The organism is Acinetobacter sp. N1-1, assembly GCF_056711485.1.
Genome location: NZ_JBWXUO010000012.1, coordinates 420,670 through 435,709 on the forward strand (window position 1 = coordinate 420,670; position 15,040 = coordinate 435,709).

General features: G+C 35.6%; 16 protein-coding genes. 8 read left to right on the forward strand and 8 right to left on the reverse strand.

Annotated features, from left to right (window positions below; all coding sequences use genetic code 11):
- Nucleotides 1-229: 229 nt before the first annotated feature.
- The gene (gene gap, locus AC1MPL_RS02255) at nt 230-1,231 is read right to left on the reverse strand and encodes a type I glyceraldehyde-3-phosphate dehydrogenase (protein WP_479763909.1); all 1,002 of its coding nucleotides are present in this window, start codon (nt 1,229-1,231) and stop codon (nt 230-232) included.
- 47 nt (nt 1,232-1,278) lie between these two features.
- Nucleotides 1,279-1,578 carry a hypothetical protein gene (locus tag AC1MPL_RS02260; protein WP_479763911.1) on the reverse strand — a complete coding sequence of 100 codons (300 nt, stop codon included), beginning with the start codon at nt 1,576-1,578 and terminating at the stop codon, nt 1,279-1,281.
- A 779-nt stretch (nt 1,579-2,357) separates the two neighbouring features.
- On the opposite strand from AC1MPL_RS02260, the gene sodC reads away from it, so the two are divergent.
- Complete coding sequence (gene sodC / locus AC1MPL_RS02265) at nt 2,358-2,903, forward strand: superoxide dismutase [Cu-Zn] SodC (RefSeq protein WP_479766133.1); 546 nt, start codon at nt 2,358-2,360, stop codon at nt 2,901-2,903.
- A 91-nt stretch (nt 2,904-2,994) separates the two neighbouring features.
- Here sodC and rph read toward each other — a convergent pair whose 3' ends face one another.
- Nucleotides 2,995-3,711 carry a ribonuclease PH gene (rph, locus tag AC1MPL_RS02270; RefSeq protein WP_023273312.1) on the reverse strand — a complete coding sequence of 239 codons (717 nt, stop codon included), beginning with the start codon at nt 3,709-3,711 and terminating at the stop codon, nt 2,995-2,997.
- 161 nt (nt 3,712-3,872) lie between these two features.
- Nucleotides 3,873-4,721, reverse strand: coding sequence for a nucleoside-specific channel-forming protein Tsx (gene tsx, locus AC1MPL_RS02275; protein ID WP_479763913.1), 849 nt, complete (start codon nt 4,719-4,721; stop codon nt 3,873-3,875).
- Nucleotides 4,722-5,036: 315 nt separating this feature from the next.
- Here tsx and AC1MPL_RS02280 point away from each other — a divergent pair, with 315 nt between their 5' ends.
- From AC1MPL_RS02280 to AC1MPL_RS02290, 3 genes are all read left to right on the forward strand, one after another.
- Nucleotides 5,037-5,936, forward strand: a complete 900-nt coding sequence (locus AC1MPL_RS02280) for a 5'-methylthioadenosine/S-adenosylhomocysteine nucleosidase (RefSeq protein WP_479763915.1) — start codon at nt 5,037-5,039, stop codon at nt 5,934-5,936.
- 70 nt (nt 5,937-6,006) lie between these two features.
- Complete coding sequence (locus AC1MPL_RS02285) at nt 6,007-6,792, forward strand: 5'-methylthioadenosine/S-adenosylhomocysteine nucleosidase (RefSeq protein ID WP_479766134.1); 786 nt, start codon at nt 6,007-6,009, stop codon at nt 6,790-6,792.
- A 147-nt stretch (nt 6,793-6,939) separates the two neighbouring features.
- Nucleotides 6,940-7,557, forward strand: coding sequence for a TetR family transcriptional regulator (locus AC1MPL_RS02290; RefSeq protein WP_479763917.1), 618 nt, complete (start codon nt 6,940-6,942; stop codon nt 7,555-7,557).
- A gap of 43 nt (nt 7,558-7,600) precedes the next feature.
- Here the strand turns inward: AC1MPL_RS02290 and AC1MPL_RS02295 are convergent, their stop codons facing one another.
- On the reverse strand, nt 7,601-8,221 hold the full coding sequence (locus AC1MPL_RS02295) for a thiol:disulfide interchange protein DsbA/DsbL (protein WP_479763919.1): 621 nt from the start codon (nt 8,219-8,221) through the stop codon (nt 7,601-7,603).
- Between the two features lie 178 nt (nt 8,222-8,399).
- Between AC1MPL_RS02295 and ubiG the strand changes: the two genes are divergently transcribed.
- The 4 genes from ubiG to AC1MPL_RS02315 all read left to right on the forward strand — a co-directional run bounded on the left by ubiG (nt 8,400) and on the right by AC1MPL_RS02315 (nt 11,168).
- A complete protein-coding gene (gene ubiG, locus AC1MPL_RS02300; RefSeq protein ID WP_479763921.1) occupies nt 8,400-9,116 on the forward strand; it encodes a bifunctional 2-polyprenyl-6-hydroxyphenol methylase/3-demethylubiquinol 3-O-methyltransferase UbiG in 717 nt (238 codons plus the stop codon).
- Nucleotides 9,113-9,784, forward strand: coding sequence for an HAD family hydrolase (locus AC1MPL_RS02305; protein WP_479763923.1), 672 nt, complete (start codon nt 9,113-9,115; stop codon nt 9,782-9,784). Before ubiG ends, AC1MPL_RS02305 begins: the two co-directional genes overlap by 4 nt.
- Before the next feature lie 39 nt (nt 9,785-9,823).
- The gene (locus AC1MPL_RS02310; protein ID WP_479763925.1) at nt 9,824-10,570 is read left to right on the forward strand and encodes a YciK family oxidoreductase; all 747 of its coding nucleotides are present in this window, start codon (nt 9,824-9,826) and stop codon (nt 10,568-10,570) included.
- Between the two features lie 172 nt (nt 10,571-10,742).
- Nucleotides 10,743-11,168 carry an RcnB family protein gene (locus tag AC1MPL_RS02315; RefSeq protein ID WP_479763927.1) on the forward strand — a complete coding sequence of 142 codons (426 nt, stop codon included), beginning with the start codon at nt 10,743-10,745 and terminating at the stop codon, nt 11,166-11,168.
- A 20-nt stretch (nt 11,169-11,188) separates the two neighbouring features.
- Here AC1MPL_RS02315 and AC1MPL_RS02320 read toward each other — a convergent pair whose 3' ends face one another.
- Genes AC1MPL_RS02320 through ileS form a run of 3 tightly spaced genes read right to left on the reverse strand, consistent with a single transcriptional unit; the run spans nt 11,189 to nt 15,030 of the window.
- On the reverse strand, nt 11,189-11,671 hold the full coding sequence (locus AC1MPL_RS02320; RefSeq protein WP_479763929.1) for an FKBP-type peptidyl-prolyl cis-trans isomerase: 483 nt from the start codon (nt 11,669-11,671) through the stop codon (nt 11,189-11,191).
- A complete protein-coding gene (lspA, locus tag AC1MPL_RS02325; protein WP_023273323.1) occupies nt 11,664-12,200 on the reverse strand; it encodes a signal peptidase II in 537 nt (178 codons plus the stop codon). The genes AC1MPL_RS02320 and lspA overlap by 8 nt, the downstream gene beginning before the upstream one ends.
- Complete coding sequence (gene ileS, locus AC1MPL_RS02330; protein WP_479763931.1) at nt 12,193-15,030, reverse strand: isoleucine--tRNA ligase; 2,838 nt, start codon at nt 15,028-15,030, stop codon at nt 12,193-12,195. The genes lspA and ileS overlap by 8 nt, the downstream gene beginning before the upstream one ends.
- Nucleotides 15,031-15,040 lie beyond the last annotated feature (10 nt).

The window sequence follows — 15,040 nt, forward strand, 5'->3', positions numbered from 1 at the left end:
CATATAACAATATATAACCTTCAATAACCTTCTTAAATTAATTCATAGAGTTAAGCAAATACTCTCTTTCTAGTATTTAAACTTTAAAATAAATGGGTTTAATAAAGCGTTATAGTGATGATGCAGATGTATAGCATTTTTCTTTTTAATGTAGATATATTAGACATAGCGATAAAAAAGCCGATATAAAATATCGGCTTTTTTTAATTAGTAAAATTTCTTATAAAAATTATTTTGCAGCAACTTGTTGAATTGTATCAATTAAACGATTAGAAAAGCCCCACTCGTTATCATACCAACTTGTTACTTTCAGGAATTTATCACCAATCACATTCGTTAAACCAGCATCAAAAATTGAAGATGCAGGGTTTTTAATAATATCTGAAGATACAATTTCATCTTCTGTGTATGCCAATACACCTTTCATTTCATTGTCAGCAGCTTTTTTAACAGCAGCTTTTACTTGCTCAATAGTTACTGTTTCTTTTAAATTTACAGTTAAATCAACCATTGAACCTGTAATTACGGGTACACGTACTGCACCACCGTCTAATTTTCCTTTTAGTTCAGGAATAACCAAACCAATTGCTTTCGCTGCACCTGTAGATGTCGGCACAATATTTTGTGCTGCACAACGTGCACGGCGCATATCTTTGTGTGGAGAGTCCTGTAAGTTTTGATCTTGTGTATAAGCATGGATTGTTGTCATAAATCCATCAACAATACCAAAGTTATCATTAAGTACTTTTGCCAAAGGTGCTAGGCAGTTTGTCGTACAAGATGCATTTGAAACGATATTATGTTTCTCTTTATCATATAGATCGTTATTTACGCCTTGAACAATTGTTAAATCAACTTCACTTGCTGGTGCAGAAATAACAACCTTACGCGCACCTGCTTTTAAATGTTTAGATGCAGCAGGGCCACTTACAAATACACCCGTAGACTCTAAAACAACATCAATATTCAATTCTTTCCAAGGTAAGTTTTCAGGATCTCTTTCTTGGTAAACTGCAATTTTTTTACCGCCAATGTATAGCGCGTTTTCTTCCACTTTAACTTCTTCAGGAAAGTTGCCAAATGCCGTATCATACTTTAATAGGTGTGCAAGCTGTTTTACCGACCCTAGATCGTTAATTGCAACAATATTAATTTCGCTTTGTTTTGCTTGAAGTGCGCGAACGAAGCTACGACCAATACGACCAAATCCATTAATAGCAACATTAATCATTTATATTCACCTTTGAAATTAAAATTTCCATCTTCTTTAAAATTGTATTAGCTATGAGACTGAGCTTTTGATGTTAACCAATCAACCGCTGTTTTTTCTAGCCCCCAAGAGGCCCACGGTGACTCCCCCTCTTTAATAGCAGTTACGAATACTTTATCGTCAAAATCGAGTTTTAAATAGTTTTTAATGTAGTCTCGAACTTTTTTGGCATCAGGATAAAGTGTATTTACTACCCAAAAATTATGTAAGATTTTTTGGCAATTTCCTTTAGAAACGGTATGAATTGCGTCTTCCACACGCCCATAGTTCCCTTCATCTGTTTCAAATATAATCGCAAAATATGACATTTCCGACTCCATTAAACTATTTAAAATAGCGCAAGATTAAGTCAATAAAACAGACTCTACACTTCCTCTACACGATGAAAATACACCTTAGAGATTATGTATCCTAAAGCACATACTACATTAGTATAGAAAAACCTTTTCTTTGCGTTCACTCCATGATTAATAAAAAGCATCAATTTAAGATAGCATGAGTTTTCTTAAAAAAGATGCTTTTACTTTATGATTCCGTAAAAATTTAGTACTTAACCTATATATCTATTACAAATTAAAAATAAATAATACATACTAAAAGATATAGATAGTAACTTCTTTATCTCCATGAGTTGACTAAATTCTTATGTCCTTCATCCTCAAAACTAGCACACTAAGTTAATCTTTATCAATCGCTTAAAAAAATAAATTTATCTGATATTATTTCAAAATGATTCATAAAATGAATGCATTAGTATTTCTTTAAATACAAACATAAATCCTAAATTACAGTATTAAAAACCTTTAAGCATGGTCTTCTCAATACATCTGAAAGCACTTAATTTATAAATAATCAAAATAAATAAGATTGTTTACGGAAACTATTAATCAATCACATAAAAACTACATTTAAATTCAAACATGTAACTGATTAAAACATGCTAAAAAACAATGCTTTTCAACTATAAACATTATAAAATTTTGTAGGTTTGATTCAGAAAATTAAAAAAATATCACAAATATTCATTCAAAATAGTTATATAACTTCATCAAGCCATAATTGAAATGCTAGGAATAAAGGAATGAAAATAAATGGACTCTATAAGACACTTGGATTATGCTTTTCAAGTATTTTAATGATTACTGGATGCAGTACACTTTACTCAAATCATGAAAAATCAATGGAAACAGTTCCAATTTATGCTGTATCTGCACAAGGCATAGAAGAAAAAATAGGTACAGTAACTTTAGAAGATACTGCTAACGGATTAAAAATTCAAACCAACCTTATCAATATTCCACCAGGTCCTCACGGCTTTCATGTACATGAATATGGCTCATGTGAACCTACAGGAAAAGATGGACAAATAGCAGCTGCACTCGCAGCAGGTAGTCACTTCAATCCAAATCATGCAGAGCATCATGGCACTCCTTTCACAGGTCATCTTGGTGATTTACCTTTATTAACTGCAAATACAAATGGCGATGTTAAAGAAACGAGTATTGCACCACGCCTAAAACTTGCAAATATAAAAGGACATGCATTAGTTATCCATAATGGTGGAGATAACTACTCCGATACGCCTAAACCTCTTGGCGGTGGTGGTAGCCGTATCGCATGTGGAATCATCTAAACATATATTAAAAAACCACTCTTATATAAGAGTGGTTTGCTCATTAACATGCCTTATTTAAAAGCATCAGCTCTTGTAGTTATTAAATAAATTACCAACCCAATGCTTCTTGCTGTTTTTGAATAAGTGTTTGAATACCTTTTTCTGCAAGTTCTAGCATGCTGTCTGATTGTGCACGTGTAAATGGTTTATCTTCAGCAGTACCTTGAATTTCAATAAACTCCCCTGCCTGTGTCATTACAACATTTAAATCTGTTTGGCAGTTAGAATCTTCTTCATAACAAAGATCAAGCAATGCTTCGTCTTGATAGATACCTACAGAAATCGCAGCAATTAAGCCTTTAAGTGGATCTTGCTTAATTTTTTTCTTTTCAAGCAAAACGCTAATCGCATCTACAAGCGCAATTGCAGCACCTGTAATTGAAGCTGTACGTGTTCCCCCATCTGCTTGGATTACATCACAGTCAATCGTAATCGTATTTTCACCAAGCTTCTTTAAATCAACCATTGCACGTAAACTACGTCCAATTAAACGCTGAATTTCTTGTGTACGACCACTTTGCTTCCCACGGGCTGCTTCTCGGTCTGAACGTGTATGTGTCGATCTTGGTAACATACCATATTCTGCAGTTACCCAACCTTGGCCCTGACCTTTTAAGAATCTTGGAACGTTATGGTCGATACTTGCTGTACAAAGTACTTTGGTATGACCAAATTCAATGAGAACCGAGCCCTCTGCGTAACGCGTATAGTTTCTAGTAATTTTGACGTCACGAAGCTGATCTACCGCTCTTTGGTCTATACGCATTTTTTTTCCTTCAATATAACTAAAAGTAAATGAATAAAATAATTGTAACAGATTCTATTTTATTTTTTAGTAATTCAGGCATAGATATATTACAAATCACAACCACATATAAAAATAGCAGTCATTTACATAACTGCTATCTATTGGAGCATTCTATATACTTAGAAATGATAGCCTAGAGCAAGGTAGTATCCCCAGCCTGTACTAATTTGCGTAAAATCACCACTACCCCAGTTACTTGTTGCACCATCTTTAAACTGGCCGCCATTATGGAAATAACGTGCGCCTGCATATGCACCAAATTGTTTCTGTTGGTAAGAAAAAATATGCGTAGATACAAAAGCTTCATTCGTGCGTGTATTACCACCTGTTTTATCTGCAAGTTTTGACCCAAAGTCATAGTTTGAGAAAGTGAAGTAATTTAAAGATGCACCATTTTGGAAAGAATATAAAGGATAGAAGAACTGTACCTGTAAGCGCCCACCATCCGATGTATAAGCATTTGCAGCACCGTAGTTTTCCCATTGCTGTTTTGCATACACATTTACACTCATACCTAGCTTAGTATGCGTGTCAACTGATGTACCCAAACCATAATATAATGTGTTCTGGCGTGTTAATACTGTATTACCAGCATCTAAGATCCAATCCGTTGCAACAAACCAATCTTTAAAAGGACCAACTGAAAGATCTTTGCCAGTCAAACGATTTAAAGAAACTTTTGGTTCATGCTCCATAAAAAGCTTAGAGCTTCTACTATCCCAAACACCTGAAATATTACGATTTCCATCAAAAAACTTAGGCGCATCAAAATAACCATACCAATCTATTGGACCAGTTTGTCCTGAATACTCAAGTTCTAAATAAGCATTCTTTACAGGTTTTGGGCTAAACATAACATTATTGCTATAAATGCCCCATAACGTTGTATTCATCGCAGCATTTGTTTGTTGAACAGTACAAACTGCTGCTGTTGCAGCAAAAAAATAGCTCAATAGTTTGTTAGACATGATTTCACGTGCTCCTAAGTCACGACATATATATTTTGACCAAAATGGCAAAAATAGAATTAAAGGAGTTTTATAAGCAATGAATATGCCTATTTGCATATACACTGCAACAAAAATCATCAAATAATCATATTGATGTTAAAACTAACTCATTATTTTATTTCATTTATATTAAAAAATGTTATTTTTAATGTCAAAATAGTGTTTAATTTAAACATTTATTCATTTTTTCTAAACTCATTGAATCTCATGCCATAGATTTCTATTGGCATATTGCTTGCTTTATACCTTCTATTATCCTGAAAGGCACTTTGAATGAAAAAGTTACTGACCTTCTTTATTAGCTTAATTATAAGCACCGTAACATTTGCTCAAAGCAAAATTGATAATACATCACGTATTGCTATTGTTTGTGCATTCCAACCGGAAATCCCTGAATTACGTGCAGCTTTAAAAGATGCACAACTGCATACCATCAATAGAACTGAATTTTATACAGGAAAAATTGGTGATAAAGAAGTGGTGTTATTCTTATCTGGCATGTCAATGGTTAACGCAGCCATGACAACACAAATGGCTCTAGATCATTTCAATATCAAAAATATTGTCTTTTCAGGTGTTGCAGGTGGAGTTAACCCAGATTTAAATATTGGTGATATTTCAGTACCTAACCAATGGGGACAATATTTAGAATCAATCATGGCTCGTCAGACCAACGGAAAGTTTGTTGCACCAGCCTTCTTAAAAACACCGTACCCAAACTTTGGCATGATGTTCCCTCAAGATGTACAAATTGCAAACGGCAATCAAGCGCCTGAAGAAAAATTTTGGTTCCAAGTTGACCCTAATCTAATGGCACAAGCTAAAGAAATTCTTGCTAAACCTAATCTAGACCGCTGTACCGCAGATAACCACTGCCTTAGCCATACACCAAAAGTTGCTTTTGGCGGTAATGGTGTTTCTGGGCAATCATTTATGGATAATGCCGACTTGCGTCAATTTGTTTTTAATACATTCCATGCAAATGTTGTAGATATGGAGTCTGCAGCTATCGGTCACGTTGCTTATGTCAATAATACGCCATTTATTGTTTTCCGTGCCTTATCTGACCTTGCTGGTGGTGGTGCTGGTGAGAATGAAGAAAGTACATTCATTCAACTTGCAGCAAAAAACTCATCTCAACTTGTTATTCAGTACGTAAAAGCTCTGAAATAAACTGATCATTGTTTGGAAATTTATTATGAAAAAGTTCATTCAACCAACACTTATTGCCATTACATGTATCATGGCAACACATACGACTTATGCAAATACAAAAGTTGCCCCCGTTGTCATACAAGGTGCTTTAGATATTGAAACAGACCATATGATTGGTCAACTCAAAGACGTAAAAGAAAAAACTTACGGCGCTTGGAAGTTCTGGGAAGGAACATATCAAGGCTATCCTATCGTTATTTCTCGTACACTTATGGGTATGACAGATGCTGCTGCTGCAACAACATTAGCAATTGAACACTACCACCCTTCAGCCATTATTAATCAGGGTACTGCTGGTGGTCATGATCCAAAGCTCAATGTGTTTGATATCGTTTTAGGTAAAACTTCTGAAAATATTGGTGCATTTATTACACCTAAGAAGGCAATTGGTGAAGGTTCAAATACATTAACATGGAATAAATCTTTTAATGTACTGCCTAAAGATAACAGTACTGAAGAAGAAAGTCGTCATCTACGTTTCGAAGCAGATCCTAAGCTATTAGTTGCAGCAAATGCGATTAAATCAAGCTATAAACAAGGAAAAGTTGTTGAAGGTGTCATTGGTTCAGCAGATGTATGGAATAATGAGTTAGACCGCATTAAGTATTTCCATGAAAACTATCAAACGTCTGTAGAGGAAATGGAAACTGCTTCTGCCGCACAAGTTGCTTCTCTATATCACGTTCCATTTATTGGTATTCGTGTTCTATCTAATAATTTAACAAATAATGGTAACTATAATCCTAATACAGGTACTGCATGTCAAAAATATGCTTTAGATGTTGCATTAAATTATTTAAAATCAAATAATTAATATAAAAAAACCTAACCCTAAAAATTGGGTTAGGTAATCTTTAGTTTTTAACATATTGATAGCTCATTTAATAAATCTTGAATAAAAATAGCGCTATTTTTCATTCTATGCTTAAATTGATTTTTACATTATGAAGTGGAACCTATAATGTCTATACGTGCTGAACGTAAAACCCAGAGTAGGCAAACCATTATTGAAAAAGTTCTATTGCTTAGCTATAACGGACAACCCTTTCACTGTATGAGCTTACGTGAAATTGCACGTGAAGTTGGTATTGTACCAAGCGCACTCTATCGGCATTTTGCAAATAAAGATATTCTTGCACAAGCGACTATAGACCAAGTAGCTGTATTTATTAAAAGTGCATTATTTCAATCGCGTGCGCGGTTTTCAACACATAGTAATGAAACAACTGAAGTTCGTTTAGAAACACTGTTCAAATTTGTTGAACAACATTCAATGTACTGGCACTTTTTTATTTCAGAACGGTGGGGGAATTATCCTATTTTAGAGAAAATGATCCATCAAGATATTTCTGACTTGACACGAGATTTAGTCAGTGACTTACAAAAATTAGAAAAATATCAAAATATTACATCCAATGAACTTTATATGTTTGCAGAAATTCTTTTAGAAATGTGTCTTATATGGTCTAAAGATTGGATTAACCTATGTAAAAATAATACCCAAGAAAATGATAAAAAAATATTTCTTAAAAATTGCCTAAACCATGTATTTTTTATGCAGCGAACAATATATCTATAAAAAAAGGCATCATAAGATGCCTTTTTTTATTTATTTTTAGTATTTATTTCTTCTTCAGTTTACTTTCTTTTTCTACTAAGTAACTAAGTACTTTAGTCACTCTTCCATCTTCACCTTGAATCATATATTTCCCATCTACCACAATTGCAGGTACACCTGAAAGTTGATACTGCTGTGCGAGTTTATTTGACTCAGCAACTTTAGAACTTACAGCAAAAGAGTTATAGGCATTATTAAACTTATTCTCAGGTATACCATATTTTGTAAAGAATTTAGCAGCAGATGCTTGATCAAATATTTGTTGATTATTCAGCTGAATTGCATCAAATAAAGCTAGATGTGTTGTTTGACGTACACCTAGCATCTCAGATGCCCAGTAAGTACGTGCACCTGACTCCCATACAGGATTCATTGCAGCAGGGGTACGCACAAAAATAACATCTTTTGGCATTTGCTTTAACCAATCTTGCATATGCGGTTCAAGCTTAAAACAATGTGGGCAGCCATACCAAAAGAACTCTCGTACTTCTACTTTATTTCCTGTTACAGGTGTTGGGTTTTTAATTACAGTATAATCTTTCCCCTCAACAAATTGATCTGCCATTGCATTCACAGAGAAAGCCATTACCGTCGCAGCTAGACCACCTAAAATAAACTTCTTCATTTTTCAGTATTTCCTTTTATCAACTTTTTAAGCTATGCAATAGAGTAACGTGTAATTTCAAAATATTCATGCAAAAAACGTCTTGTTTATGTGAAGTTTTTTACGTAGGCAATCGCTTTTTCCATAATAAACGCTACACTAGATGAAATAAAAATTTTTATAGTTTTAGGAATAGCACATGACTCAGTTAAATGTTGATCCACAAGAAATAGCAAAATTTGAAGCACTTGCAGAAAAATGGTGGGATAAAACATCAGAATTTCGCCCATTACATGAAATTAATCCACTACGTTTAAACTGGATTGATGAATATTCACAAGGCATTGAAGGGAAAAAAATTATTGATGTAGGCTGTGGTGGCGGTATTTTAGCTGAAAGTATGGCTCGTCGTGGTGCATCTGTTTTAGGTATAGATATGGGCGAGGCACCTCTTAATGTTGCGCGTCTACATGCCACAAAGCACAATATAAAAAATATTGAATATAAACAAGTTCCTGTTGAACAACTTGCAGAGGAGCAAGCAGGACAATACGATATTGTAACATGTATGGAAATGCTAGAACATGTCCCAAATCCTGCATCTATTATTCAAGCATGCCAAAAACTAGTTAAACCAGGTGGTCATGTATTTTTCTCAACCATTAACCGTAACCCTAAATCATACCTATTTGCAATTATTGGTGCAGAATATGTTCTTCGTCTGCTTCCAAAAGGCACACATGACTACCATAAATTTATTCGTCCATCTGAACTTGCTTATGACATCCGTGCAGCAAACTTAGAACTTAAAAATATGATTGGCTTGCACTACAACCCTCTTACAAAACACTACTGGTTAGCACCAAATATTGATGTGAACTATATGGTTCATACACAAGACAAAGGTGAAGTATGAAAAAAGCTGTTTTATTCGATTTAGACGGTACATTAGCAGATACAGCTGCAGACTTTATTCGCATTATTCAAAATATCTGCCACGAAGTTGGACACCCTATCATTTCAGCAGATGCTATACGTGCACAAGTTTCTGAAGGTGCACGTGCAATGGTTCAGTTGGTATATCCCGAATTATCTCAAGATAATCCAACACTATTAAAGTATCGCCAGCAGTTTTTAGATATTTATGAACAACAAGTAGTTGTAGACACAGATCTTTTTGAAGGCATGTATCCTATTTTAGAGATGCTAGAAGCTGCCAATATTCCTTGGGGTATTGTGACGAACAAACCACGCTATCTTACAGAGAAACTACTCAAAGAACTCAAGCTAGATCATCGCTGTAGTGTTTTGGTCTGTCCTGAAGATGTCAAAAAAACTAAGCCAGATCCAGAGCCGATGTTTATTGCTGCAAAAATACTTAATATATCTCCAACAGATATTATTTATGTTGGTGATCATCCTAGAGATATTGATGCAGGTCGTCATGCAAATATGTTCACAGTATTGGCAGCATATGGTTATTTGCCACCAAATATGAAAGATGATCTTGATGCATGGAATGCAGATACAATTGTACAAAATGTTGAACAATTACATACAGAAATTGCTAAAAAAATCAGCTAAAAATCACTTAAAAATATAGAAGTGAATGGAGGCCCTGCAATGAAATATTCAGAATATCAACCTAGACCTAATTTACTAAAAAATAAGGTAATTCTTATTACAGGTGCAGGTGATGGTATTGGACGTACAGCTGCGCTCAGTTATGCATTACATGGTGCAACAGTTGTTCTGCATGGACGCACAATCAACAAACTAGAAGTAATCTATGATGAAATAGAAGGTCTGGGTGCACCACAGCCCGCCATTTTACCACTACAACTTTCAAGTGCATCTACACGGGACTATGAGCTACTCGTAGATACTCTTAATGCTCAATTTGGGCGTTTAGATGGTATCTTGCATAATGCAGGTATACTTGGCGAACGTGTACCATTATCTGACTATCCAACAGATATATGGGATGAAGTCATGGCTGTGAACTTACGAGCGCCTTTTGCAATGACGCAAGCTTTATTACCACTATTAGAAAAGTCAGAATCGGCTTCCGTTATATTTGCAAGCTCAGGTGTTGGACGGGAAGCACGTGCGCTATGGGGAGCTTATTCTATTTCCAAATTTGGTATTGAAGCCATGTGCCAGATTTTTGCAAAAGAAAATAAATATCCCCAACTGCGTTTTAACTGCATCAATCCGGGTGCAACACGTACAGCTATGCGAGCAAAAGCATTTCCTAATGAAGACCCCCTAACACTGCCTACATCAGAAATGCTTATGCCTGCGTACCTATATTTAATGGGTGAAGATAGCAAACATCTTAATGGTGAAAGTATTAATGCACAGGATTAGTATATAAAACTAGGGGAAAGTGGTTTTACCCTCCCTTTCCTTCAAGTTACTATGCCTTCTTTTATTTTAACTTTTGAAATCTTGTTATAATCTTCACAATTTCTATGCATTTTTTAGATAGAGTAAGTAGAAATTCAGCTATAACAGCTTACTATTTCGAAAAAGGTGCAACATGAAAAAGTTATGCTATATTTTGGCATTTGCATCCAACCTATTATTTTTCACAGCTGTATATGCGCAGCCTAATCATATGGGAGGGAGAGGAGCTTCAATAGGAATGGTGGGAGGTGCTCCTATCGGACATATATCCCAAGGTGATAATTTTTCAGGACTGAATAGCCATACTATTATTCATCAAGATATTTTTCAAGATATACAAGAAATACGTAGAACCCGTGAAGCACAAGGATTTGAACGCCTAAAACGCTTAAAATGGCAACAGGGATATACAATGCCACAGCATTACCGCAGCGACAGTTATAAAGTCAATTATATCGAGTATAACTTGCCTAGACCTGAACGAGATCAACAGTGGTATCGTATCAACAATGATTTTTTGCTTATTGACGCGACAAATTCAATTATTAGTGTGCAATAAAAAAGTGCCGAAGCACTTTTTTATATGATATTAATTCCTTGTTGTCCTGCTGGCGTTACTTTAAATATTTCCACTTCAAAGCTAATGTTTTTTCCAGCCAAAGGATGGTTGAAATCTATCTCTGTTGTATCATCATTCACTGATTTAACCACACCAAATAAGCTTGATTTTGCTTTATCCTCAAACTCTATAAGATGCCCAATCGTTGGTCTTTCTTCGAACTTTACTGTATCAAATGTTTGTACATTTTCAGGATTCCAAGGTCCAAAAGCATCTTCTGGTGGTAGATGTACTGTACGGCGATCCCCTGCACGCAGTCCATATAATGCCTTTTCAAACCCCGGCAATAAATTTCCATCACCAACTGTGAGCTGAACTGGTGCATCATGTTGGCGTGTATTATCAATCTCCACACCATTTTCTAAAGCTACCGAAAAATGTAACTCGACATGCGCACCTGCTTCTACTCTTGTTTCTTCATTTGGTGAAATAATATTAGCCATTCACTTTATCCAGTTGTTGCTTTCTTTTCTTCTCAAGAAAAAACGTATCAATTAAAAGTAAAATTGTACCTAATGTAATTGCACTATCAGCAATATTAAATGCCGGAAAATTATATTGACCATAATAAACATGAATAAAATCGACTACATAACCTAAAGTCATACGGTCGATTAAGTTACCAATTGCGCCACCTAAAATAAGTGCCAATGCAGCAGGTAAAACTTTTTGTCCTTTTGGCATACGCATAAGCCAAAAAACAAATATTAAAGATACTATTCCAGCAAGCCCAATAAATACATAACGCTGCCAACCACCTGCACCCGACAAAAAGCTAAATGCAGCGCCATAGTTATGTAAAAGCGTCCAATTTAAAAAAGGAACAACATGCTGTGGGTCAGCATATTCGAGAGATGTACTCGCAATATGCTTCGTCCACTGATCAATGATAATGGCTAAGGCAGAAAGCCCTAACCACAACACATTTCCTACATGAAATTTTAAGCCTTTTCCATGCTGTTGATTAGGCATATTTTCTCTCTTCACCTGCACCATCAACGTTAATGATACAACGAGAACATAAGCCTGGATGTTCTGAATGTGTATTTACATCTGGTAATACATGCCAGCAACGAACACACTTTTCACCTTCTGCTGCAAGAATTTCTACACGTAAACCTTCAACTTCAGTTTCTTTCCCTTCTTCAGCAAAAGGATTAACTTCTACTTGAGAAGTAATAAGGACAAAACGAAGTTCATTTTCTAAAGATTTTAGTAGTTTCTCTAATTCAGGTGTCGCCCAAATTTTTACTTTAGCAGATAAGTTACCACCAACAACTTTTTCGTTACGTGCAAACTCAATCTGTTTATTTACTGCAGTTTTTACCTGAATTAATTGTTGCCAATCTTGCTCAGAAATTTCATTTGTTGCCACTTGAGGTAAGTCATACCATGTTTGCGTAAACACATATTTTTCAGACTGTTCAGGAATAAGTGGCCATGCCTCTTGTGCTGTAAAGCTTAAGATTGGGCTCATCCAACGAACAAATGCTTGCACAATATGGTAAAGCGCTGTTTGTGCAGAATGACGTGCTTGTGAATCAGCTTTTGTCGTATATTGACGATCTTTAATAATATCTAAGTAAAAACCACCCAAATCATTAATACAGAAACTTGTTAAAGCAGTACATACAGCATGAAAGTTCATTTCGTTGTATGCATCAGCAATTGTTTTCTGAACTTCATTGGCGCGTTGTAAGATATATTGATCTAAAGCAATCAGTTGATCTACAGGAAGTAAATCTTTGCTCGGCTCAAAACCTTTTAAATTTGCCAATAAGAAACGCAATGTATTACGAATGCGGCGATAACTATCACTTACACGGCTAAAGATTTCTTTAGACGCTGCAATTTCATAACGATAGTCACTTGATGCAACATATAAACGTAAACCATCTGCACCCAGTTGCTTGGTAATTTCTTCTAAAGGAATATAATTTCCTAAAGATTTAGAGAGCTTACGACCCTTCTCATCAACTGTGAAACCATGTGTTAATAGCGTTTTATACGGCGCACGATTATGAATAGCTACAGATGTCAATAACGAAGATTGGAACCAACCACGATGTTGATCTGAACCTTCTAAATATAAATCTGCAGGGCTACTTAATTCTTCACGCTGATCCAACACTGCATAATGTGTCGTACCAGAATCAAACCATACATCTAAAGTATCGCGTACAGGGTTATATTCTTTTGCTTCTTCTGCACTTAAGAACGCATCTGTATCACGGGTAAACCATGCATCAATGCCTTCTTTCTCAATAAGTTGAGCAACTTCTTCAATAATTTCAGGTGTACGTGGGTGTAATTCATTCGTATCTTTATGAACAAAGAATGGAATTGGGACCCCCCATGTTCTTTGACGTGAAATACACCAATCAGGGCGACCTTCAATCATCGACTCAATACGGCTTTGTCCCCAATTTGGTACAAATTTAATATCGTTTTCAATAGATTTTAATGCACCTGCCCGTAATCCATTTTGATCCATATTAATGAACCATTGTGGTGTTGCACGGAAAATAATTGGTGTTTTATGGCGCCAGCAATGTGGATAGCTATGTTGAATCGTTTCATGTGCCCAAAGACGACCTGCTTCACGTAAAGCCTCAATAATTTTGGGAACAGCTTTATAAATATGCTCACCTACAAATACAGATGCAGCCGGTAAATAAACGCCATTTCCACCTACAGGGTTCTCTACAGGTAGATTATTTTGTAAACCAACTTTATAGTCATCGACACCATGTGCAGGTGCGGTATGTACAGCACCTGTACCACTTGTTGCAACAACATGCTCACCTAAAATTACAGGAACTTGTCTTTCAACAATTAATGGATGCTGTAGTTGAAGCTGATCAAGTTTCTCACCGGCAAAATCTGCAAGAACTTTTGGATTTTGAAGTTTATAACGTTCATAAGCTGACTGAGCTAAATCTTTTGCAAAGATTATATTTTGCTTACCTGTATCAGTGTCAATTTCAATCAGTTGATATTCAATTTCAGCATGTACAGCTACAGCTTGGTTAGCAGGAATGGTCCATGGTGTTGTTGTCCAAATTACCATATCTGTTGCAGTTGTAACTTCTATACCTAAGCGCTTTGAAAGGTCATTTAAGTCTACAACTGCAAATCCAACATCTATCGCTTCCGATTTCTTATCTTCATACTCAACTTCAGCTTCAGCCAGAGCTGAACCACAATCTAAACACCAGTTCACAGGTTTTAGACCTGGTTGAATATGACCATTCTTTTGAATTTTACCAAGTGCACGAACAATATCTGCTTCTTGTTTGAAGTTCATGGTCAGGTAAGGATTATCCCAATCACCCAAAATACCAAGACGCTTAAAGTCCTGACGCTGTAAATCGACTTGCTTTAATGCATATTCACGGCAAAGTTTACGGAATGTTGTTGCATCTACTTTTTGCCCAACCTTCCCAACTTTTTCTTCAACTTTCAATTCAATAGGTAGACCGTGGCAGTCCCAACCTGGAACATACGGTGCATCAAAACCATCTAAAGTACGACTTTTAATAATAATATCTTTAAGTACTTTATTTACCACATGACCTAAGTGAATTTGTCCATTTGCATATGGAGGGCCATCGTGCAAAATATATTTCTTTTTGCCAATACGCGAGTCACGAATTCGCTGATAAATGTTGTCGGCATACCACTCTTCCAACCATTTCACCTCACGTACTGCTAAGTTTGCTTTCATTGCAAACTCAGTACCCGGCAAGTTCAATGTGGCTTTATAATCCACTACATTTTCAGGATTTTGCTTATCGCTCATGCAAGTTACT